At 38.7% G+C, this 20858-nt stretch carries 25 protein-coding genes; 21 read left to right on the forward strand and 4 right to left on the reverse strand.

The features are described 5' to 3' along the window. Nucleotides 1-148: 148 nt before the first annotated feature. The 12 genes from nifK to NOS7107_RS16895 all read left to right on the forward strand — a co-directional run bounded on the left by nifK (nt 149) and on the right by NOS7107_RS16895 (nt 9235). The gene (nifK, locus tag NOS7107_RS16845) at nt 149-1687 is read left to right on the forward strand and encodes a nitrogenase molybdenum-iron protein subunit beta (protein WP_015114157.1); all 1539 of its coding nucleotides are present in this window, start codon (nt 149-151) and stop codon (nt 1685-1687) included. A 198-nt stretch (nt 1688-1885) separates the two neighbouring features. After that, nucleotides 1886-2203: a Mo-dependent nitrogenase C-terminal domain-containing protein gene (locus tag NOS7107_RS27950; RefSeq protein WP_015114158.1), complete on the forward strand. Its 318-nt coding sequence runs from the start codon at nt 1886-1888 to the stop codon at nt 2201-2203. Nucleotides 2204-2677: 474 nt separating this feature from the next. Further along, entirely contained in the window at nt 2678-4117 is a 1440-nt protein-coding gene (gene nifE, locus NOS7107_RS16850; protein ID WP_015114159.1) for a nitrogenase iron-molybdenum cofactor biosynthesis protein NifE, read from the forward strand. Continuing rightward, nucleotides 4118-5434, forward strand: a complete 1317-nt coding sequence (nifN, locus tag NOS7107_RS16855; RefSeq protein ID WP_015114160.1) for a nitrogenase iron-molybdenum cofactor biosynthesis protein NifN — start codon at nt 4118-4120, stop codon at nt 5432-5434. A 63-nt stretch (nt 5435-5497) separates the two neighbouring features. Continuing rightward, complete coding sequence (gene nifX / locus NOS7107_RS16860; protein ID WP_015114161.1) at nt 5498-5911, forward strand: nitrogen fixation protein NifX; 414 nt, start codon at nt 5498-5500, stop codon at nt 5909-5911. Continuing rightward, nucleotides 5908-6384, forward strand: a complete 477-nt coding sequence (locus NOS7107_RS16865; protein ID WP_015114162.1) for a NifX-associated nitrogen fixation protein — start codon at nt 5908-5910, stop codon at nt 6382-6384. The genes nifX and NOS7107_RS16865 overlap by 4 nt, the downstream gene beginning before the upstream one ends. 197 nt (nt 6385-6581) lie before the next feature. Beyond that, entirely contained in the window at nt 6582-6785 is a 204-nt protein-coding gene (locus NOS7107_RS16870; protein WP_015114163.1) for a CCE_0567 family metalloprotein, read from the forward strand. Next, nucleotides 6782-7099, forward strand: a complete 318-nt coding sequence (gene nifW / locus NOS7107_RS16875) for a nitrogenase-stabilizing/protective protein NifW (protein ID WP_015114164.1) — start codon at nt 6782-6784, stop codon at nt 7097-7099. Before NOS7107_RS16870 ends, nifW begins: the two co-directional genes overlap by 4 nt. Nucleotides 7100-7109: 10 nt before the next feature. Next, on the forward strand, nt 7110-7910 hold the full coding sequence (locus NOS7107_RS16880) for a HesA/MoeB/ThiF family protein (RefSeq protein WP_015114165.1): 801 nt from the start codon (nt 7110-7112) through the stop codon (nt 7908-7910). Between the two features lie 116 nt (nt 7911-8026). Beyond that, complete coding sequence (locus tag NOS7107_RS16885; RefSeq protein WP_015114166.1) at nt 8027-8398, forward strand: iron-sulfur cluster assembly accessory protein; 372 nt, start codon at nt 8027-8029, stop codon at nt 8396-8398. Nucleotides 8399-8582: 184 nt separating this feature from the next. Continuing rightward, nucleotides 8583-8882: a 2Fe-2S iron-sulfur cluster-binding protein gene (locus tag NOS7107_RS16890; RefSeq protein WP_015114168.1), complete on the forward strand. Its 300-nt coding sequence runs from the start codon at nt 8583-8585 to the stop codon at nt 8880-8882. Nucleotides 8883-8983: 101 nt separating this feature from the next. Next, on the forward strand, nt 8984-9235 hold the full coding sequence (locus NOS7107_RS16895) for a FeoA family protein (protein ID WP_015114169.1): 252 nt from the start codon (nt 8984-8986) through the stop codon (nt 9233-9235). Nucleotides 9236-9315: 80 nt separating this feature from the next. Here the strand turns inward: NOS7107_RS16895 and NOS7107_RS16900 are convergent, their stop codons facing one another. After that, nucleotides 9316-9525, reverse strand: a complete 210-nt coding sequence (locus NOS7107_RS16900) for a molybdopterin-binding protein (protein WP_015114170.1) — start codon at nt 9523-9525, stop codon at nt 9316-9318. Between the two features lie 773 nt (nt 9526-10298). Here NOS7107_RS16900 and NOS7107_RS16905 point away from each other — a divergent pair. The 4 genes from NOS7107_RS16905 (at nt 10299) to NOS7107_RS16920 (ending at nt 13380) form a co-directional block, all read left to right on the forward strand. Further along, nucleotides 10299-10925, forward strand: coding sequence for a CBS domain-containing protein (locus tag NOS7107_RS16905; protein WP_015114171.1), 627 nt, complete (start codon nt 10299-10301; stop codon nt 10923-10925). Between the two features lie 318 nt (nt 10926-11243). Continuing rightward, on the forward strand, nt 11244-11708 hold the full coding sequence (locus tag NOS7107_RS16910) for an ankyrin repeat domain-containing protein (protein ID WP_015114172.1): 465 nt from the start codon (nt 11244-11246) through the stop codon (nt 11706-11708). Beyond that, nucleotides 11695-12981: a nitroreductase family protein gene (locus tag NOS7107_RS16915; protein WP_015114173.1), complete on the forward strand. Its 1287-nt coding sequence runs from the start codon at nt 11695-11697 to the stop codon at nt 12979-12981. The genes NOS7107_RS16910 and NOS7107_RS16915 overlap by 14 nt, the downstream gene beginning before the upstream one ends. 30 nt (nt 12982-13011) lie before the next feature. Then, a complete protein-coding gene (locus NOS7107_RS16920) occupies nt 13012-13380 on the forward strand; it encodes a hypothetical protein (RefSeq protein ID WP_228059155.1) in 369 nt (122 codons plus the stop codon). Nucleotides 13381-13392: 12 nt separating this feature from the next. Here NOS7107_RS16920 and NOS7107_RS16925 read toward each other — a convergent pair whose 3' ends face one another. Then, a complete protein-coding gene (locus NOS7107_RS16925) occupies nt 13393-13866 on the reverse strand; it encodes a hydrogenase maturation protease (protein ID WP_015114175.1) in 474 nt (157 codons plus the stop codon). Between the two features lie 63 nt (nt 13867-13929). Between NOS7107_RS16925 and NOS7107_RS16930 the strand changes: the two genes are divergently transcribed. Next, complete coding sequence (locus NOS7107_RS16930; protein WP_015114176.1) at nt 13930-14313, forward strand: hypothetical protein; 384 nt, start codon at nt 13930-13932, stop codon at nt 14311-14313. A gap of 121 nt (nt 14314-14434) precedes the next feature. Here the strand turns inward: NOS7107_RS16930 and NOS7107_RS16935 are convergent, their stop codons facing one another. Together NOS7107_RS16935 and NOS7107_RS16940 are read right to left on the reverse strand one after the other, a co-directional pair. Next, nucleotides 14435-15040 carry a hypothetical protein gene (locus NOS7107_RS16935; RefSeq protein ID WP_015114177.1) on the reverse strand — a complete coding sequence of 202 codons (606 nt, stop codon included), beginning with the start codon at nt 15038-15040 and terminating at the stop codon, nt 14435-14437. Nucleotides 15041-15143: 103 nt separating this feature from the next. After that, nucleotides 15144-15566: a hypothetical protein gene (locus NOS7107_RS16940; RefSeq protein ID WP_015114178.1), complete on the reverse strand. Its 423-nt coding sequence runs from the start codon at nt 15564-15566 to the stop codon at nt 15144-15146. Between the two features lie 346 nt (nt 15567-15912). Here NOS7107_RS16940 and NOS7107_RS29440 point away from each other — a divergent pair, with 346 nt between their 5' ends. The 4 genes from NOS7107_RS29440 to NOS7107_RS16960 all read left to right on the forward strand — a co-directional run bounded on the left by NOS7107_RS29440 (nt 15913) and on the right by NOS7107_RS16960 (nt 20834). After that, nucleotides 15913-16164: a hypothetical protein gene (locus NOS7107_RS29440; protein ID WP_044500898.1), complete on the forward strand. Its 252-nt coding sequence runs from the start codon at nt 15913-15915 to the stop codon at nt 16162-16164. A gap of 617 nt (nt 16165-16781) precedes the next feature. After that, nucleotides 16782-17579 carry a WecB/TagA/CpsF family glycosyltransferase gene (locus NOS7107_RS16950; RefSeq protein WP_015114180.1) on the forward strand — a complete coding sequence of 266 codons (798 nt, stop codon included), beginning with the start codon at nt 16782-16784 and terminating at the stop codon, nt 17577-17579. Nucleotides 17580-17847: 268 nt separating this feature from the next. Next, nucleotides 17848-19359, forward strand: a complete 1512-nt coding sequence (locus NOS7107_RS16955; protein ID WP_015114181.1) for a lipopolysaccharide biosynthesis protein — start codon at nt 17848-17850, stop codon at nt 19357-19359. A gap of 35 nt (nt 19360-19394) precedes the next feature. Next, nucleotides 19395-20834 carry a Coenzyme F420 hydrogenase/dehydrogenase, beta subunit C-terminal domain gene (locus NOS7107_RS16960; protein WP_015114182.1) on the forward strand — a complete coding sequence of 480 codons (1440 nt, stop codon included), beginning with the start codon at nt 19395-19397 and terminating at the stop codon, nt 20832-20834. Nucleotides 20835-20858: the final 24 nt, after the last annotated feature.

Below are 20858 nucleotides of genomic sequence, written 5' to 3' on the forward strand. Positions count from 1 at the left end.
GAATGGTGAATGCTGAATGCTGGATGAAGACTTTTATTCATTATTCATGATTCATCACTCGTGACTCCCCAGGGGAGGAGCAAAACCCCCCAGGCTCTCCCAACACTTCAATTACTACACTAACCAGCAAGCATAAAGAGACAGAGAAATGCCACAAAATCCAGACAGAATTGTAGACCACGTTGATCTATTCAAACAGCCAGAATACACCGAGCTATTTGAAAACAAGAGAAAGAACTTTGAAGGCGCACATCCTCCTGAAGAAGTTGAAAGAGTTTCTGAATGGACAAAATCTTGGGACTACCGGGAAAAGAACTTCGCTCGTGAAGCTTTAACCATTAACCCTGCTAAAGGTTGTCAGCCTGTAGGCGCAATGTTCGCGGCTTTAGGTTTTGAAGGTACTCTTCCCTTCGTTCAAGGTTCTCAAGGTTGCGTGGCTTACTTCCGTACCCACCTCAGCCGTCACTATAAAGAGCCTTGTTCCGCAGTGTCTTCTTCTATGACAGAAGACGCAGCAGTATTCGGTGGCTTGAACAACATGATTGAAGGTATGCAGGTTTCATACCAACTGTACAAGCCTAAGATGATTGCTGTTTGCACCACCTGTATGGCTGAAGTTATCGGTGATGACTTGGGTGCATTCATCAGCAACTCTAAGAATGCTGGTTCTATTCCTCAAGACTTCCCAGTACCTTTTGCTCACACCCCCAGTTTCGTAGGTTCCCACATCACTGGTTACGACAACATGATGAAGGGAATTCTGTTGAACCTGACAGAAGGCAAGAAAACAGCTACCAGCAACGGCAAAATCAACATCATCCCCGGTTTTGATACTTATGTAGGTAACAACCGTGAAGTTAAGCGGATGTTGAACATCATGGGTGTTGACTACACCATTCTGTCTGACAGCAGCGACTACTTCGATTCACCCAACACAGGTGAATTTGATATGTACCCAGGTGGTACCAAGCTAGAAGATGCGGCTGATTCTATCAACGCTAAAGCAACAGTAGCTCTCCAAGCTTATACCACACCTAAGACCCGTGAGTATATCTCTACTCAATGGAAGCAAGAAACAAAAGTTCTGCGTCCCTTCGGTGTTAAAGGTACTGACGAGTTCTTAACTGCGATCGCTGAATTGACTGGTAAAGCGATTCCTGAAGAATTGGAAATCGATCGCGGTCGTTTAGTTGATGCTATCACTGACTCCTACGCTTGGATTCATGGTAAGAAATTTGCTATCTACGGCGATCCAGATTTGATCATCTCCATCACCAGCTTCTTGTTAGAAATGGGTGCTGAACCAGTACACATCCTCTGCAACAACGGTGATGAAGTCTTCAAGAAAGAAATGGAAGCTATTCTCGCAGCTAGTCCATTCGGTAAAGAAGCTAAAGTTTGGATTCAAAAAGACTTGTGGCACTTCCGTTCCTTGTTGTTCACCGAGCCTGTAGACTTCTTCATCGGTAACTCCTACGGTAAGTACCTGTGGCGCGATACCAAAATCCCAATGGTGCGGATTGGTTATCCTCTCTTCGATCGCCACCACTTACACCGTTATGCTACCCTCGGCTACCAAGGTGGTCTAAATATCCTCAACTGGGTTGTTAACACTCTGTTGGATGAAATGGATCGCAGCACCAACATCACTGGTAAGACCGATATCTCCTTCGACTTGATTCGCTAGAAATTGCTACAAGCTTGTTTGTTAAAAACAGCTAAGTAAGTCAAAAGGTAAAAGGTGAGGCAGTGCGTTGGGCGGGTTTCCCGACTTGAAGCAACTGCCGAACCCGAAGGGCAAGAGGTAAAAAACTTACTCTTTTGCCTTTTGACTTTTTCCTTTTTACTTTTTAACCTACCTATCTCTTGATTCAGCATCTCTATTATGGACAGCATCAATCACACTCATTCCCACGTTAATTACCATCCACCTAACTATAAAAAGTCTCCTGTACTTAATCCCTTACGTCGTCTGGTGGACGGAATTCAAGTTAAAAATTATCGCTTTGCTCATATAATATGCCAGGTAATTCCTTGCTGTTGTCCTTTTGAGCAAACTATTAGTTTATTTGGGCGGAGTTTCCATATTCCACCTTTATGTAAGCTCAATCCTCTCTATGATGAGTTTGTTGGTTTGCGTTTTCGGGCTTTATCTTATCTCGCTGATGAATGTGGTGAGGATATCACAAGGTACATTTGCTAATTATTAATTGCTCAAAATTACTCATTACTGACTAAATCTCACCTGATTATAGGGGTTTGGGGCTAAATTTAGAAATATTTTGTCTAATTACATAAATGTCTCACCCTAAAATCAGGTAAAAAATCTTTATCCTTCGTAGTGAACGATACTTTTAAGTTTCTTGTAAAAGTCGATGTTATAGAAATGAATTACTGATGCACATGGGGAATTGTGCGTCGGGTATGGAAAAGATTTTTGCAGGAAGTTTTTGTAACAGTTAACAGTAATCGGTAATCAATGAATCCATAAGTGATTATTGTTAACTGCTTTTTCTCAAGTAGGATTTAACGAACCGCAAAGGACGAGCCAGTGCGTTGGGCGGCTCTGCCGACTTGTTCGCCGAAGACGTTCCCAAAGGGTAGCAACTGGTGTGTTAAGGACATAGCAAAAATTTTTATCGAACCACAGAGGCGCGGAGAACACAGAGGAAGAGAGATGAATACTCAAAAAAAGGTTAATGAACTGCTGAATGAATCAGGTTGCGAACACAATCAGCAGAAGAAGGGCGAAAAGAAAAATAAGTCTTGTACACAACAAGCTCAACCTGGGGCGGCTCAAGGTGGCTGTGCTTTTGATGGGGCGATGATTGCTCTGGTTCCAATTACTGATGCGGCGCATTTGGTTCACGGCCCGATCGCCTGTGCGGGTAATTCTTGGGGTAGTCGTGGTAGTCTGTCTTCGGGGCCTCAGCTTTATAAGATGGGTTTCACTACCGACATGACGGAAAATGATGTAATTTTCGGTGGTGAAAAGAAACTCTACAAGGCAATTTTAGAAATTCATCAGCGTTACAACCCCAAGGCTGTGTTTGTCTACGCTACTTGTGTGACGGCTTTGATTGGCGATGATATCAACGCTGTTTGCAAGGCGGCGGCAGAAAAAATTGGGACTCCTGTTGTGCCGGTGATTGCGCCGGGATTCATTGGGAGTAAGAACTTGGGCAACCGTTTTGGCGGTGAAGCTTTATTAGATTATGTTGTCGGCACAGCAGAACCAGAATTTACAACCCCCTATGATATTAACTTGATCGGCGAATACAACATTGCCGGGGAAATGTGGGGAGTCCTGCCTTTATTTGAAAAATTAGGCATCCGCGTACTATCTAAAATCACGGGTGATGCTCGTTATGAAGAAATTCGTTACGCTCACCGTGCCAAGTTGAACGTGATGATTTGTTCGCGGGCTTTGCTCAATATGGCCAGAAAGATGGAGGAGCAATATGGGATTCCCTACATTGAAGAGTCTTTTTATGGGATTGATGACATAAATCGTTGTTTGCGGAATGTGGCGGCGAAGTTGGGCGACCCTGATTTGCAAGCGCGGACTGAACAGCTAATTGCTGAAGAAACAGCCGCTTTGGATATCGCCTTAGCTCCCTATCGCGCCCGACTTAAAGGTAAGCGTGTGGTTCTGTATACTGGCGGTGTGAAAAGTTGGTCTATTATCTCCGCTGCTAAGGATTTGGGGATAGAAGTTGTAGCTACTAGCACCCGCAAAAGTACAGAAGAAGACAAAGCGAAAATCAAACGCTTAATCGGTACAGAAGGGATGATGCTGGAAAAAGGCAATGCTCAGGAATTGTTGCAATTGGTACGGAACACCAACGCTGATATGTTGATTGCAGGTGGTCGGAACCAATACACAGCCCTGAAAGCGCGGATTCCTTTCCTCGACATCAACCAAGAACGCCATCATCCTTATGCTGGGTATATGGGAATGTTAGAGATGGCACGGGAATTATACGAAGCCCTCTACAGCCCCATCTGGGAGCAAATTCGCAGACCCGCCCCTTGGGATGAAGTAGCCGGGACTTTAAATAATTTTAGTTTGTCAGCAGAAGATATGTTCTCTGCGTCAATAGAAGAGGTATTTTAGATGGCGATCGTTACTGTTCCCGAAAAATCAGTTGCAGTTAATCCCCTCAAGCAAAGCCAAGCTTTAGGTGCATCCCTCGCCTTTTTGGGATTAAAGGGAATGATACCTCTGTTTCACGGTTCTCAAGGGTGTACCGCCTTCGCCAAAGTTGTGCTTGTACGGCATTTTCGGGAGGCGATTCCCTTAGCCACTACAGCCATGACGGAAGTAACTACGATTTTGGGTGGCGAAGATAATGTAGAACAGGCACTTCTGACGTTGGTTGAGAAGGCCAAGCCAGAAATTATCGGTTTGTGTAGCACTGGATTAACGGAAACCAGAGGCGATGATATTGAACGCTTCTTGAAAGATATCCGCGATCGCCATCGTGAATTAGATCACATCCCTGTTATATTTGCACCAACACCAGATTTTAAAGGTGCATTACAAGACGGTTTTGCTACTGCTGTGGAAAGCATCGTTAAGGAAATTCCCCAAGCAGGCGGAATTAGAAGCGAACAAGTGACGATTTTGGCTGGTTCAGCCTTTACCCCTGGCGACTTACAAGAAATCAAAGAAATTGTCACCGCCTTTGGACTAGAACCTATCTTTGTACCTGACCTCGGCGCTTCTTTAGATGGTCACTTAGAAGATAACTATAGTGCTGTAACTGGTAGCGGTACAAGTGTCAAACAACTGCGTCAAGTAGGTTGTTCTGCCTTCACTATCGCTTTGGGTGAAAGTATGCGGGGTGCTGCCAAAATTCTGGATGAACGGTTTAACATTCCCTACGAAGTGTTTGGGGAATTGACTGGCTTGGAACCAGTGGATGAGTTTCTGCAAGCGTTATCAATTCTTAGCAGTAACCCAGTCCCCGAAAAGTACCGTCGGCAACGTCGCCAATTGCAAGATGCAATGCTTGATACGCACTTTTATTTTGGTGCAAAACGAGTATCTTTAGCGTTAGAGCCTGATTTGTTGTGGGCTACAGTGCGCTTCTTGCAATCGATGGGAAGCCAAATTCACGCCGCAGTTACAACCACGAGATCGCCTTTACTCGAAAAACTCCCCATCAAGAGTGTCACCATCGGCGATTTAGAAGACTTTGAAGAACTAGCAGTAGGTTCTGACCTATTGATTGGTAATTCTAACCTGGGAGCGATCGCAAAACGTCTGTCGATTCCTCTTTATCGTTTAGGCTTGCCCATCTACGACCGTTTAGGTAATGGTCTATTCACAAAAGTTGGCTATCGCGGCACAATGGAGCTTTTGTTTGGCATTGGCAACCTCTTTTTAGAAGCTGAAGAAGAGCGAGTTAAACACTTTTTCAATGATTAGTAATTGGGGAATTGGGAGTATAAATACACTACTCCCTACTCCCTATACAAGTAGGAGAACAGAATGAAAATTGCCTTTACAACCAGTGACCACATTCATGTTAATGCTCACTTTGGCTGGGCGAGAGAAATTGATGTCTATGAAATTGATGCAGAAGGATATCAATTTTTACATACTCTCAACTTTGAGGGTGAGTTAAAAGAAGATGGTAACGAAGATAAAATCACACCCAAACTTGATGCACTGGTTGATTGTGCAATTGTTTATGTAACAGCAATTGGTGGTACTGCTGCTGCTAAATTAATCAAGAAAGGTGTTACCCCAGTTAAAGCCCGCACCGAAGAAGAAAAAATTGAAGAGTTGCTGACTAAACTAGTGCAAACTCTTAAAGGTAATCCTCCACCTTGGTTACGGAAAGCTCTCCAACCAAAAACCAAAACCTTTACCGATGACATTGAAAACGAAGCAACTGTATGACCGCAGATAATACTGTTAACGGAACCACCAGTATTGCAGCCTTAAACTCTCCCTTCATTAAGGCTTTAGTTCTCCAAATTCGCGGACAGGATAGTTACGGATTTTACCGTAATTGGTCAGATGAATTAATCCTCAAAGCTTTCGTCGTTCCCAAAAAAAAGAAACGCGAAATTCCCATTGAGGGTGAAGTTGATGCAGCAACACAAGCGCGGATTTTGGTATTCTTCCGAGCTATAGCTGCCAGAGTTGAACAAGAAACAAATCTAATTTCCCAGGTTGTAGTTGATATCAATCATGAAGGATTTGGCTGGGCTTTAGTTTTTTCTGGTCGGCTTTTGCTAACAGTAAAAACTCTCAGAGATGCTCATCGTTTCGGTTTTGAATCTCTAGAAAAGTTAGCAGAAGAAGGCGAAACTTTTGTCCAAAAAGGCTTGGATTTAGTTAATCGCTTCCCCGAAGTAGGTAAGCTATAACTTTTCGTCATTAGTTATTAGTCATTGGTCATTTGTATATAATTTTAGCCAATGACTAATAGACTGTAAAAGACATTATTGCATTCTTTTCTTTGCGACTTTGCGCGGCAGTCACTGCAAGTCGGCAGAGCCGCCCAACGCGCTACCTTGCCTTTGCGCGAGACAAAAAAAGTCTAATGACAAAGGACAAATAAACAATGACAAATGTAGAGGAATTGAAAACTCAAATTAAACGCCTCAACAGCAAAGCAGGTCAAATGAAAATGGATCTGCATGATTTAGCAGAGGGATTGCCAACAGATTACAAAACACTTATGGATGTTGCAGCGGCAACTTATGAAATATATCGTCAACTTGATGAGTTGAAACAGCAGCTAACAGCATTGGAGAGTGCAAAATGAGTAAGACTATTGATGAATTCAAAAAAATAAGTGATGCTGAGGCATATTTTCAATTCTTTGAGTTAGATTATGACCAAAAAATTGTCAACGTAAATCGTCTCCATATATTGAAGAAATTCTCGCAATATATCCAAGAAATTGATGAAAATTCTGCTGATTTAAGTGCAGAAGAAAAGCTGAATCAATATTGCTTGGCCTTGCAACAAGCATATCAAGTATTTCTCGAATCAACACCTCAAGAACAAAAGGTGTTCAAAGTCTTTAAAGACAAGCCAAAAAATGTAATTACGCTGACAGAACTCTCTTCTGATTAGGAGGTAAATAGTGGTTAACCTAACTCCTACCGAGTTAGAACGTTATAGTCGCCAAATGATGCTGCCTAATTTTGGCGAAGCGGCTCAAAAGCGCCTGAAGTCAGCGACGGTTTTGGTCACAGGTGTGGGGGGATTAGGTGGTACGGCGGCGCTTTACTTAGCAGTAGCAGGCGTTGGACGGCTAATTTTAGTCCGGGGTGGTGACTTGCGGCTAGATGATATGAATCGTCAGATTCTCATGACGGATGATTGGGTAGGTAAGCCAAGGGTATTGAAAGCAAAAGAAACCTTGCAAGCCATCAATCCTGATATCGAAATCGAAACGATTCATGATTACGTTACCGCAGAGAATGTAGATTCTTTGGTACAATCCGCAGATATGGCGCTAGATTGCGCTCACAATTTTACAGAACGCGATTTGTTGAATGCAGCTTGTGTGCGTTGGCGCAAACCAATGGTAGAAGCTGCAATGGACGGGATGGAAGCTTACCTGACAACAATTATTCCCGGTGTCACGCCTTGTCTATCTTGTCTGTTTCCCGAAAAACCTGATTGGGATCGGCGTGGTTTCTCAGTGCTAGGTGCTGTTTCTGGCACATTAGCTTGTTTGACAGCGTTGGAAGCAGTCAAGCTGATTACTGGGTTTAGTCAGCCTTTATTGTCACAATTGCTGACAATAGACTTAAACCGGATGGAGTTTGCCAAGCGTCGTTCATACCGCGATCGCTCTTGTCCAGTATGCGGCAATAGTGCGCCTTGGAGATACACTCAATCTCCATCAATGGAAACCACCAGTAATTTTACAACTTAATAAGTACTTTGTCCTTTGTCCTTTGTATTCACAAATAATTAATGACAAATGACAATTATCACAAAAAACCAACATTCTCAATCAGAACAATCAATCGCTACAGATTAGGAGATTTGATGACTGTTACTTTAACAGAAAAAGCAGAATTTCGTTTGCGGGCATTCCTGCGAGGTTCTAGTTCCGAGGAAAATAGTGCAACTAAAGGTATCCGCATCTCTGTCAAGGGTGGTGGTTGCAATGGCTATGAATATGGCATGGATGTCACTAGCCAACCCCAAGCAGATGATTTGGTAATTCAGCAAGGTAGTGTGTTGGTTTACATTGATGCCAAAAGTGCGCCCTTATTAGAAGGAATTGTGATCGATTTTGTCGAAGGGATGGTAGAAAGCGGTTTCAAATTTACCAACCCTAACGCAACTAGTACCTGTGGTTGTGGCAAATCTTTCCAAGCAGGGGATGGTACGCCTAATGGTGTTCCTTGCAGCTAAAAGAATTATCTTTTAGTGCCAAGTCAAACTATAAAGGTTTCCCGTAAACGTACTTCGCGCCAAATGTCAGAGACACCAGCTACAACTCATCAAATGCAGTGTCTTCCTATTCATAATTTTCTCGAAGAGGAAACTGACACACTTCGAGAATTAACCGAACCGTAAAATTGAGGAGAATCGCAAAATGGCTACCTACCAAGTAAGATTAATCAACAAAAAGGAAGACCTCGACACCACAATTGAAATTGACGAAGAAACTACAATTTTAGATGGAGCAGAAGAAAATGGTATTGAGTTACCTTTTTCTTGCCATTCAGGTTCTTGCTCTAGTTGTGTAGGGAAAGTTACTGAAGGTGAAGTTGATCAATCTGATCAAATCTTCTTGGATGATGAGCAAATGTCTAAAGGATTTGCTCTATTGTGCGTTACCTATCCTCGCTCTAACTGCACAATCAAAACACACCAAGAACCTTACCTCGTTTAATTAGTGGTTTAGTTGCTATTTTTAGCAATCAATAAAAGTATGAAAGGTAAGGAAAATGCTCTTTATCTTTCATACTTTAAACTTTATAATTCATACTTCTAATGTTTCCCTCTTTTAAAGTAACTGGCTGTTCCTTAGAATTACTCGAACCAGGTGAACAAGGTATAGTAGCTTTTTATCAAACTTCAAATACAAAAATACTTGAAGAAATTACTTCAATTGGCGTAAAAATTGGCACTTCCATTACCTTAGAACAACAATTCCCTACATTATTAATTAAAGTTGGTGGTCATATTATCAGTATTAACCAACAAATCGCACGAAATATTTATGTAAGGATTGTTGCCAGTTAATTATCTGCTCAATATATAGATACCCGACTTCTTTAAGAAGTCGGGTATCTTGTTTATACATCTAACCAATCAGTTATTTATTAATCAACAGCAACAATCACATCTGATGCTTTAATAACAGCGTAAGCTTGTTTACCTTCTGCCAGTCCCAGCCTGTCGGCTGAGGATTTGGTAATGATAGAGACTAACTCTACTCCAGGTGCTAGTTCTAAAGTTACTTCGGTATTAACTGAACCAGTGACTACTTTTTTCACAGTGGTTTTTATTGCATTACGTGCGCTAATTTCCATATTTTATTTTCCTTCTGGATGATGCTTGTTTAAACAATACCAACTTTTTGGAATACTATAGAAGTTTTTTAGAATTTCTTTATAAATTTAGCAGATATAATTTATACAAAATTAGGTGAGTAAGTGATTGATAATAAAAATACTCCGTTGGGGGAATACATTTGCTTGGCATAAATAGCGAAATTCATACCCAATGAATGATTTACTTGTTGACAAGTTTTATACATTCAATAATCATGTATATAAACATGAATTTCACAAAAGTAAGTTTAAGCGACAAACCAAACAAATATACATAGAGCTTTAGTTTTTAAAACCAGACTAATTCAAAAACACAATCTTTAAAAAACAAATGTATTTTCTGATGCAATTTGATAATTTTTTGTGTTATTTAACTAATATCTATAGGAGAATACACACTTATTTATAAAACAAACTTATCAGAGTGATAATATATTAAGTAAGCTAAATTGTTGCTAGTGAACCTAAACGTCACTAGCAAGTGATTACAGGGTTATCAAAGACACTTCTACCTGAATCCTGGTACAACTGAAAATTAGGCAAAACCATGCGATCGCTTCAATAATATATTAGGGAAATCTGTAAATCTTATACCTAAAATCTATGATTCTACTAAGTAGAATTTAGGTTTCATACTGCGTAAAACCTGTGTCTAATTTTCATAATTGCTTAGTCTAAGCAAACACTGTTTGGGAAAAGTACAGCAGTTTAGAAAAAATTCCCTTACTTGCAATAAATAAGGAGCAGGAATTATGCGAGCCAAACAAATCATGATTCAAGATGTAGCTACCATTCGCGGCTCCGCTACTGTAGCAGCAGCAGTAAAATTATTAAGGCTCAAACAACTCCAAGAATTAATTGTTGAACCTCGTCATAGTGGTGATGCTTACGGCATTGTGACAGAGAGTGATATTGCAGGCAAAGTGGTTGCTTATGGAAAAGATCCTCAAAGAGTTTATGTTTACGAAATAATGAGTAAACCCTGCGTAACTGTAGATCCTGACCTTGATATAGAATATGTGGCAAGGTTATTGACTAATACAGGTATGCGGAGTACGCCTGTCATCCGAGGCGAATTACTTGGGATAATTTCTATTAGCGATATTATTACTAAGGGTGACTTTGTAGAGAAACCCAAATTATTATTCTTGCAAAAAGAGATATATAAAGCTGTCTCTAATGCACGGGCAATTTCTGCGAATTACGGCCCAGATTCTAAACGCACCATTGAAGCTTGGGATTTCGTCGATGAACTAGAAGCTGAAGCAGGTTTTTATGGCGCACCCAAACAAAATAAATCTTCTAGAGAACTATTCTCTGAAGAACCGAAACATCTAGCAATTAGTGAACAGTCTAATCAGGAAATGAATGCTGTCTAAGTGTGAATTAAGAAGAGTTTATACAACTCGATAGACAGCATTTCTAAAGAGTTTTTTGATAATGGTGGGCATTGTCCACCATTACCTTTTATTGGGAATATAGGGGTGTAAGGGAAGAAAAAGTGTTTCTTTCATATCTTATGCGATTAGCGATCGCACAAAATATGAGGCTAATATTTCGCATCATTTTCAATAACGGTAGAGAAAGTAATGTTCACAACTTTAAGATAAGGTATGAAACAAACTTTCAGCATTGCCCAGTTGACTTTAATGTAATAAAGTCACTGCTGCAAAATTGAATCTAACTTGAGGCGATTTATGAAGCAACAAAATCAGCAAAGTTTGAGTAAAACAACTTGTGAATGGTTGATAGCCAACAGCTATGACCCCGAAGAATTAAATCACAGAGGTGAGAATGGTGATACAGCTTTGATGAAAGCCACCAGAATAGGTAATTGTTCTGTTGTTGAAGAATTGATTGGTGCAGGCGCGGAGATTAATTCTAGAAATAATGATGGTAATAATGCTTTATGGTTTGCTTGCTTTGGTAATCATTATGAATTAATTAATTTGTTGCTGGAAGTGAAAGTTAATATCGATAACCAAAATGATCATGGTGCGACAGTTTTAATGTATGCAGCCTCATCAGGTAAAGCAGAAGTTGTTAAGTTACTTTTACCACATCATCCCAATTTGCAATTAAAAAATTTAGACGATTATAAAGCCATATATTTTGCCAACACTGTAGAAGTTTTAAGGATGTTGAAAGATGCTGGAGAATAATTTATCTGGTAAAAACTTTCATCAAGAAACTAAACATTCTTACCTATCAGTGCAGCTTGATCCCAATTATGTAGACCCTACAACTCAGCCATCTGCTTTTAAGCAATATCCAAAATTTTATCGCCGGGTGCAATTAAATCTCAATAATTCAATTCATTCTTTTATTTACTTAACAGGTGCAATCACCTTAGAGAAAGCTTATAAAGATGTAGCCTACAAACTACGTGTAAATCCTTCTGCTGGGGGTCTATATCCTACAGAGATTTATGTACAAATTCGGGGAATGCCGGAAATAGTTGATGGCATCTACCATCTAGAAGTTGAGAATAATTGTCTAACACTCATCTATGAATTAATAGATGATGGCTTAGAAAGTTATATTATACCGAGCAAATGTATCAAGGGAGTCATTTTTTTAATTAGTTGCGTTTATTATAGGTCTAGTTGGAAATATAAAAACAGAAGTCTGAGGTATTGCTTTTTAGATAGCGGACATCAATTGGGTACAATTGCCGCATCAGCTTATCTCCATGACAAGGAAATCCAGCTAATTTTCGATTTTGATAAATTAGCTCTCAATACAGATTTAGGTTTTGAGAATAAAGAATTTGTCACGGCTTGTGTTGTATGTGGGGAAGTAGAAGAAAAGAATGTCAGGCGCTTAAGGTTGAAAGTTCCTTTTGTTAGTGGTACAGATTATTTTGAAGCTAATCAATTTATCGAAGATGGCTATCAAGTAACTGCCTTAGAAAAGAGTTCTAAACAACAGCCAGAGCATCCTAAATTTGAGTTTGACAAGGATAAATTTTATCAAACTGTTTGGCAGAGACGTTCAAATAGACGTTTCCGGAAACAGTTGATTTCTCAAGAAGATTATTTCAGTATATTGCAACAACTAAAGCAACCAATTCCCACAGAAAGTTGCGAAGCAATAAAAGTTTATTCAGTCGTGCATCGAGTAGAGGGGATATCCCCTGGGTTATATCAAGACAATCATCTGATTAAAAGTGGTGATTTTAGCGAACATAGTGGTTATTTAAGCATTAATCAAGCGATCGCTCGTGATTGTGCAGTAACTTTATTTTTTGTGTCCGACTATACAAATTATCAAACCGCTATGCAGCTTGCAGGGTTGTTAGGACACAGAGTTTACCTGAGTAGTAATTACTTGAGGATACAATGTAGCGGAATTGGCGCTTTTTATGACGATGAAACCCAGCGTTTCTTAGAAACAACCAAGGATATCCTCTACGCAATGGCTATTGGTATTTAAGTAGTTTTGTAAGTAGAGATGGTTAGGTGTATGTATTGTTTCAATGATGATTCCGATTTCCACCCAATGCAGCCAACATCGGCAGATATCATTTTACGCCAACAACTAGAGCATTCTATTAGTAGATACTTTTATGAAGCGTGCGATCGCACAATTCAAAATCTTCTTTCTCATTGTCGCTGGTATGTGACAACCGATGCCAGTGCGATGACATTAGTAATTGAATGTACCGACCAAGTTACCAACTGGCGAATATTACAACAAATCGTACCAATGGGGACATTACTCCAGTCAATTGTTAGCAGTGCCAAAATCCGCGTTTGTCCTCCCGAAAGCCAAGGTATACCTTTTGAAATGCGGGTAGATGAAATTGCTGTTTATCGTGACATGGCTGGATAAAAGATTCTGTAATTACGACAAATTATTCTGTCTGATAATTGCAACTACCTTCTCAAAAACCAAGTCAGCAGAATGTCTCACAACAGGACTTAACTCAAGTCCAAGACTAAGATTTGCCGCCTCAATTAAATAAACTGTTACATCTTCAGGAAAATCATCTTGAAATATTTTCCGTCCGGCGGCGAGTGCATTATCCCAACGAAAATCATGCAAGTTATAACTAGGTTCCGGTAAAGCTTCCAATTCTTTACCCGGAACCTTAAATATTGCACCTGGTTCTGAATTAGTTGAACTAGCATCAATAATTACTAATTTTTTACTACCTCTAGCTTGAAACATTACCTCCATCCCTGCGGTGCCACAGTCATACACGCGTACATTAGCGTGAGGGTTTGTAGCTAGATATTGTTGTAAGCGTTGGGCGATAATTACACCTACAGCATCATCGCAGCGATTGAGATTTCCGCATCCAATAATAGTTAGCATAAATGATTAATTGTGATACTATACTTAATTTTTAATGGTGCAGCTTGAATAGAAAAGCAGTTTATGTCACAAGAAGATTGGTATAGCATTAAAAATTATTATCAAAATCCGTCAATGCCTAATCAGCATCTTTCTTTTGAGGTTATGGCTTGGTTGGTAGACAAAATTATTGAATCTAGGTTTTCAAACATATTTTTTCCTTTGCTATCACACCAATCTCTTCATGTTCACATTTCTTATGATTGGCGCAAAATAAGTAAACTACCTAAAATTACTATTTACCCCAAGCGCAACTGGTTAACATTTCACTATTGTATATTCGATGAATTTAGCAAGTATCAATTCGATGAATATAAAGTTATGGTTGAGCAGTCTGATTATCTTACAGAAACTATGTTCACACTTCTTGAACGTCTTGAAAACTGGTTGAACAATGTAGATGACTAAAACATAACTATTCTCTTTGCGCCCTTGGCGGTTCGACAAAAAGTTAGCTTATGATTCACCCAACCTAAAAAATTTCTCAAATAAGTCTACTATTGAGGTGTCGAAATTAGACACAAAATACTCAACTGATACTGGAAACAAAGCTTAACAATATCCCCAGCACCTTATCGACTGGAGGAATGTTGTACTCTGTTAGCCCAATTGTGACGGTTTGGGATTCTAGTTTGAGAAACTTCCAGCGATCGCCTGACGTAATTGCACCGTAAATTATAGGTATCGGACTATTATTCATTTCGTTAAATATCTGAGCGGCAATCATTTCAGCGATACATTGGCCAATGCCCGGATTCAAGTCTGCTTTTTTCGCCTCAACTACTACAAGGGCAGGGGCTTCAATCTCTAATTGTTCTGGAGAACGGCTGATCAAAAAATCACAAACTCCGCTTAATCCTAAAGCAGGATCTACTGTAAAATCTGTGCCAGAAAATAAGCTAATTTCTTGAGATAAAATATCTTTTAATTCTGAAAGTATAGGAGATACCAACCACTCACTTCTAGCTTTTTCAGTATTAACTGCCAGAGCTAAATTTAAGCGTTTGTAGATAGTTTCTATTAAAAATTGGCTAGGAGTGACAGGTTGAATATTTTGGAGGAAATCAAAAGGTTCGATTACCGTTAGCCCAAAATCTTTTTTTACCTTTTTGAGTGTAAAGTCACTGTAGGGCATAGCTTAGTTTTTAATCAGCTTTGTTGTATTCTTATGTTACAACCTAATGGCTTTGCCTCATAATATAGACAAAGCCTATGAATAATTAACCAATAACCACAACTTAGAACGTTACATTATATTTATCAGCAAGCTCAGATAGCTTTTCATACTGCTGAATTGCGGCTTCTGTGATTAACTTTTTCGCTTCCTCTGGAGGTGTGCCATTTTCGGGAATTGAATACTTAATATAAATGGCCAAAAAATCTGCCATAATTGCCGAACCTATCAAACCGTGACTATCAGCTTCTTGACCAGCCATTGTCGCTACTAAACCAGCTTTAATTGGGTCTGGTTTCACTTTCATAAACTGATCAATAAGTTGCCAAATATACTCATTGGGGATTAAATTTGCTAACTTAGTTGGATCAGGAGTAAATTCTATACCTGCCGCTTTTGCCTGCTCTAAAACACACCATTCTGTAAATTCTTGTAGGGCTGGTTCGGGAAGTTTGGGAAGATATTTGTGTAGTTCTAAATCAGACACAAGCTTACCTTATAAATTTCATGTTTTTGAAGTGTATTAAGGCAAGCCTAACGCACTATTTCTAAAGGTTTTAGTGTGATACGCTACGGCTGTTGAATAAAATTAAACTTAGATAGAATGTGCATAGCGTCTTGGAATTTGACTGTATGTGATAAAAGTCATTGATGTTTAAATTATTGCTGCTCTATGGAATCTGATGTTTTTTAACAGCATTTTATTAGGTTCGACTAGTCAAGCAAAGGGATAAATACAGGATAAAGGAGTTGTGAGAGTTGGGTAGACAATAAATATATAGATGTATTATAATGGTATTACTAATCAAGACACGCCAGTAGAAACTATTTTTATGCGCTTAAAAAGATGGGAATCTCCCCGCCGAGAAGGGAGAAATGATAAAGGCAGAGGTGGTTCAGCAAGAAAGCGGCAACTCAAGAAGCAAAGACAAATGCTAAGGCAACGATTAAAAGAAAATAACCAATCAGACAATAGAGACAACAATCAAAAAGGGGGGGGGATTATTCCTCCCCCTTTTTATTGGCTAATTCTTGTAGGTCTAACCAACAGGTTGTACCGCAACGCCAATAAACAAATAATATGAGGTGCTTTGTTTAACACTACCTCTACAAAAAAATGATGGTGCGAGGTGAATCAATCTTGTCTATAGTGTTGTAATATTTTTCTAAATTAATCTGCTTTGTTAATTATTTAAAGTTGATTTCGAGAAGGAATATTAAATTATATCTTGTAAAATTACTTTATTCATAAATAAATATTATTGATGTATACATTAAACTATATTAATTTAAATATATTTAAGCATGATCAATCCTCTATAAGAGGGATGACATGTAAAAATTTGCCTAAATTCACCAGAAAATTTTACGAGATATAGATACTATTCCATAAAGGTAATTAAGTATGAATGTAATGTTTAGGTGAACTAGTGCCTAGAAAAATATAAAGTAAATATAAAGTTTTGCAGATTAGTGTAATAAACTATTAATTAAACAAGTAAGCTAATCTACGGTTGTGATTTTTTGAAATAATATTCAGCAACCAGTAAAATTGCTGAGAAACTATTTCATCATCATGTGTTCTCTTGTAAGAATCCTACAAGCTCAGAAAAAAGTCAAAATTCATCTAATTGACTTATTTAGACATGGAGAGTGCTTAAGGCAATCTGTTTCTATTTATCTTTGATACAAGGAGTGAGCTATGGTAGCAGAGGTGTTTCTGCCTACTCAAAAAGTACTCGATTTCCCTATTACTGCTTTATGCTTTGAGGATCAGATACAAACAATTCTACGATGGGCGATCGCTCATGAAAGCAGAAGTGTATTTGTAGCAAATGTCCACATGCTCATGGAAGCACATTGGAATCCAGATTTCGCTAACGTACTAAAGAATTCAGATATGGTAACACCTGATGGTATGCCCTTAGTCTGGATGATGCGCCGAATGGGATCTCGTTACCAAGATCGTGTAGCAGGTATGGATATTTTTGTTGAGACATGTCAGTATGCACAAACGCACAATCTGAGTGTTTTCTTTGTCGGTTCACAAACTGAAATTCTTGCCAAAATGCAAGTGAGATTAGGACAAGAATTTCCCAAACTGAAAATAGCTGGAATGGAACCAATACCCTTCCGCCCACTGACGCAAACTGAAGACAAAGTTTTAATCAATAAAATTAATTCCAGTGGTGCGGGTGTAGTCTGGGTATCTCTAGGATGCCCAAAACAAGAAAAATGGATAGCACAACACAAGGGTAAAGTTCGCGCAGTCATGATTGGAGTAGGTGGTGTTTTCCCTGTGTATGCTGGAATTCAGAAACGCGCCCCCCGTCTAATCAGAGACTTAGGTCTAGAATGGCTTTACCGTTGGATTCAAGAACCCCGAAGACTTTGGCGGCGCTATGCAACAACAATTCCAGTGTTCATCTGGTTAGCTGCTAAACAGCTACTATTATCTAGCCGTATTGCTGGAGTTTTCCTGAAAACTACAGTGGAGTGAGTAATTTTTAGTCAATTTTATTCGTGATAATCGATAGATTAATCATATTTAATTCAGGCTTTCAGTTAATCACCCTGTTTATATTTTAGTATGAACTATCCTGAATTAAGTGTGCTTTTAAATCTAAACTTTTGAGAAATTTTTTGCCTTCTTAATTAGAGTAATGATTAATTCTTCATCAAGATTATCTGCTTCTCTGTTCAAATAGCAATTCGCAGTGAAAGAATAATCATAGACATCTCTATCCCTTGTATAGGTAAAGCATGGAATGGAATCACCAAAACAAACATCAAATTTACGACAGAAAGCAGTTAAAGGTGTACTGTGGTCTGCGATTGAGAGTTGGGGAAAACAGGTGGTTTCCTTCGGGGTTTTCTTTTTACTAGCCCGATTACTGGGGCCACAAGCATTTGGGTTAGTGGCTTTATCGGGTATATTTTTAAGCTTTCTGCAAATTTTTGTAGATCAAGGATTTTCGACCGCAATTGTTCAGCGCCAAGACTTAGAGACAGAACATTTAGATACTGCCTTTTGGACTAATTTAGGAGTGAGTGTAGTACTTGCAGCTTTAAGCATCGCCTGTTCTGGTTTAGTTGCCGTATTCTTTAAGGAACCTAAAATTGTACCGATTATTTGCTGGCTATCTTTAAACTTTGTACTTAATGGTCTTAGCAGTGTACAACAAGCCATTCTACAACGTTCACTAGCTTTCAAAAGTTTAGCTATACGTTCCTTGATAGCCGTTGTAGTGGGTGGTGTTGTCGGCATAATTTTAGCATTTTTAGGTTTTGGTGTTTGGAGTTTAGTTGGTCAGTATTTAGCTAATAGTGTGACTCAAGTCATCGCTTTATGGTGGGTTAGTGATTGGCGACCTAGATTTAGATTTTCCCAAAAACACTTCAAAGAATTATTTGCATTTGGGATTAACGTCACAGGAATTAATGTTCTGAACTTTGTTAATCAAAACTCTGATAATTTGTTGATAGGCTATTTTCTCGATTCTGTTGCGTTAGGTTATTACTCTGTGGCTTATCGAATTTTTATGATAGTCACTCAGTTAATGATTTCCGTGATTCAAAAAATAGCAATGCCTGTCTTTTCACGCTTACAGCAAGAACCGGAAAAGATGCGAAAAGCATTTTATAATGCAATTAGTTTTACTAGTCTTGTGGCTTTTCCAGTCTTTATAGGTATTTCAATTTTATCTCCTGATTTAATAGTGGCTATTTTTGGAGAAAAATGGAAAACGAGTGTACCAGTTTTGCAGATATTAACTCTAGTTGGCCCCTTGTATGCGGGTTTTTATTACAATGGTACAGTCATTATGGCTATGGGCAAACCTAGTTGGAATTTAGCACTGTATTGTATTCAGGCAATAGGAAACTTTACGTGCTTTTGGATAGCAGTTCGTTGGGGGATAGTAGCGGTAGCAGCATCTTATGTTTTTCGTGCTTATATTATGTCGCCTATACCCATATTTGTATTGAAAAAATTAATCAATATTAAATTAACAACTTACTTGCAGCAGTATCTCACTCCGTTAGTGGCAACTCTAGCAATGGTTGCTGGCATTTTAGGGATTAAAAGTTTGTTTAATTTAAGTATCAAAAATTTATTCAATTTTCCAGATATAGTTAATTCTTATGCGTTACTTGCCCTTTGTATAGTAGGTGGTTTTTTGATATATACAGGAACTATTACACTAATTGCACCACAACATTTACAACAGATAAGAAATCTCCTGAGTTCATTATTTCCTAAAATGAGTTTAAAAAAATAAATGGTGGTTGATCAGCTAATAGGAGAAAGTAATAAATGTTACGCAGTACATCAAAAAATCAAGAAATATCCAAACTATTTGAAACTGTAGTAGATGGTGGTTATTGTATAGGTTGTGGTGCTTGTGCTGCTGTAGTTGATTCTCCAATCAAGATGAAACTAGATGAGTATGGCAAGCTTTGTGCCACGCTGAATGAGCCAGTCAATCAAACCTATCATCAGATTTCATTGGGAACAGTTTGTCCTTTTTCAAATGAAGGATTAAATGAAGATCAGATTGCTGAGGAAATATTTGGCAAAGATTGTCAGTATCACAACCAAATTGGCTACTATCTGACAACGTATGTAGGTTTTGTCAACGAAAGTGATTTCCGTAAACGTGGTAGTTCCGGTGGTATGGGTAATTGGATTGTTACTCAACTGCTGAGTGAAGGTTTAGTTGATGGAGTTATTCATGTTAAACCCTGTACTCCTTCGCCAACAGATCCCAGATTATTTAAGTACCAAATATCTAAAACTAGAGAAGAGGTAAGTAACGGAGCAAAATCACGATATTACCCAATTGAAATCTCTGAAGTTATACAAATGCTGCGAGAGCAGCCTGGAAGTTATGTAATAGTTGGTGTTCCATGTTTTATTAAAGCTATTCGACTGCTGATGAAGCAAGATCCAATAATTGCTGAACGGATAAAATTTTGTGTGGGGCTAATTTGTGGGCATTTAAAAAGTATTCATTTTGCACAAATGTTTGCTTGGCAAGGTGGAATCAAACCAAGTGATCTTTTAGAGTTTGACTTCCGATACAAGCTTGCTGATAGAGGTGCTAATCAATATGGAATGAAAGCTGTTGGTTTAAAAGATGGTGAAGTGGTTGAATATGTTAGTCCGGTGCGTGATTTATACGGTTGGGACTGGGGACATGGTTTTTTTAAATATAAAGCTTGTGAATATTGTGATGATGTAATTGCGGAAGCAGCCGATATCGTTGTTGGTGATGCTTGGCTACCTCAATATGTTAATGATAGTCAAGGCACAAATGTAGTTGTTGTTCGTAATGTAGTAATCCAAAAATTAATTGAACAAGGAATAAATACAGGTAATCTACAACTTAATGCCATCACAGCAGATGAAGTAGCAAAATCACAATCTTCGGGACTAAATCATCGCAGGGAGGGTTTAGCATACCGGTTATATTTGGCGGACAAACGTGGTGAATGGCGACCAAATAAGCGAGTTAAATCGCAAGTTGGTCACTTGAGTAGACATCTGCAAAAACGACAAGAACTGAGGATCAAATTAGGTGAGGAAAGCCACATTGCTTTTCAAAAAGCCATAAAATCTGGACATTTTTCTGTTTTCCCAAAGAATATGAATTTTTTGGTGTTGCAATATCAATTGACTTACCCATCTACTGTTTTATGGAAGCAATTTATCCAAAAGTGTAAAAAATTTATCAAAAGTTTATTGATTAAGTAAAAAATACTACTAAGGATGGAGTTG

The organism is Nostoc sp. PCC 7107 (assembly GCF_000316625.1).
Classification (GTDB): domain Bacteria; phylum Cyanobacteriota; class Cyanobacteriia; order Cyanobacteriales; family Nostocaceae; genus Nostoc_B.

What these genes read in the sequence shown, in the direction of transcription:
- NOS7107_RS16930 (WP_015114176.1), top strand. Translation starts at nt 13,930, where the DNA reads ATGTCACAAGAAGATTGGTATAGCATTAAAAATTATTATCAAAATCCG.
- NOS7107_RS16920 (WP_228059155.1), top strand. Translation starts at nt 13,012, where the DNA reads ATGTATTGTTTCAATGATGATTCCGATTTCCACCCAATGCAGCCAACA.
- NOS7107_RS29440 (WP_044500898.1), top strand. Translation starts at nt 15,913, where the DNA reads ATGCGCTTAAAAAGATGGGAATCTCCCCGCCGAGAAGGGAGAAATGAT.
- NOS7107_RS16910 (WP_015114172.1), top strand. Translation starts at nt 11,244, where the DNA reads ATGAAGCAACAAAATCAGCAAAGTTTGAGTAAAACAACTTGTGAATGG.
- NOS7107_RS16870 (WP_015114163.1), top strand. Translation starts at nt 6,582, where the DNA reads ATGACAAATGTAGAGGAATTGAAAACTCAAATTAAACGCCTCAACAGC.
- NOS7107_RS27950 (WP_015114158.1), top strand. Translation starts at nt 1,886, where the DNA reads ATGGACAGCATCAATCACACTCATTCCCACGTTAATTACCATCCACCT.
- nifN (WP_015114160.1), top strand. Translation starts at nt 4,118, where the DNA reads ATGGCGATCGTTACTGTTCCCGAAAAATCAGTTGCAGTTAATCCCCTC.
- NOS7107_RS16955 (WP_015114181.1), top strand. Translation starts at nt 17,848, where the DNA reads ATGGAATCACCAAAACAAACATCAAATTTACGACAGAAAGCAGTTAAA.
- NOS7107_RS16900 (WP_015114170.1), bottom strand. Translation starts at nt 9,525, where the DNA reads ATGGAAATTAGCGCACGTAATGCAATAAAAACCACTGTGAAAAAAGTA.
- NOS7107_RS16960 (WP_015114182.1), top strand. Translation starts at nt 19,395, where the DNA reads ATGTTACGCAGTACATCAAAAAATCAAGAAATATCCAAACTATTTGAA.
- NOS7107_RS16895 (WP_015114169.1), top strand. Translation starts at nt 8,984, where the DNA reads ATGTTTCCCTCTTTTAAAGTAACTGGCTGTTCCTTAGAATTACTCGAA.
- NOS7107_RS16885 (WP_015114166.1), top strand. Translation starts at nt 8,027, where the DNA reads ATGACTGTTACTTTAACAGAAAAAGCAGAATTTCGTTTGCGGGCATTC.
- NOS7107_RS16925 (WP_015114175.1), bottom strand. Translation starts at nt 13,866, where the DNA reads ATGCTAACTATTATTGGATGCGGAAATCTCAATCGCTGCGATGATGCT.
- nifX (WP_015114161.1), top strand. Translation starts at nt 5,498, where the DNA reads ATGAAAATTGCCTTTACAACCAGTGACCACATTCATGTTAATGCTCAC.
- NOS7107_RS16905 (WP_015114171.1), top strand. Translation starts at nt 10,299, where the DNA reads ATGCGAGCCAAACAAATCATGATTCAAGATGTAGCTACCATTCGCGGC.
- NOS7107_RS16935 (WP_015114177.1), bottom strand. Translation starts at nt 15,040, where the DNA reads ATGCCCTACAGTGACTTTACACTCAAAAAGGTAAAAAAAGATTTTGGG.
- nifW (WP_015114164.1), top strand. Translation starts at nt 6,782, where the DNA reads ATGAGTAAGACTATTGATGAATTCAAAAAAATAAGTGATGCTGAGGCA.
- nifK (WP_015114157.1), top strand. Translation starts at nt 149, where the DNA reads ATGCCACAAAATCCAGACAGAATTGTAGACCACGTTGATCTATTCAAA.
- NOS7107_RS16950 (WP_015114180.1), top strand. Translation starts at nt 16,782, where the DNA reads ATGGTAGCAGAGGTGTTTCTGCCTACTCAAAAAGTACTCGATTTCCCT.
- nifE (WP_015114159.1), top strand. Translation starts at nt 2,678, where the DNA reads ATGAATACTCAAAAAAAGGTTAATGAACTGCTGAATGAATCAGGTTGC.
- NOS7107_RS16865 (WP_015114162.1), top strand. Translation starts at nt 5,908, where the DNA reads ATGACCGCAGATAATACTGTTAACGGAACCACCAGTATTGCAGCCTTA.
- NOS7107_RS16915 (WP_015114173.1), top strand. Translation starts at nt 11,695, where the DNA reads ATGCTGGAGAATAATTTATCTGGTAAAAACTTTCATCAAGAAACTAAA.
- NOS7107_RS16890 (WP_015114168.1), top strand. Translation starts at nt 8,583, where the DNA reads ATGGCTACCTACCAAGTAAGATTAATCAACAAAAAGGAAGACCTCGAC.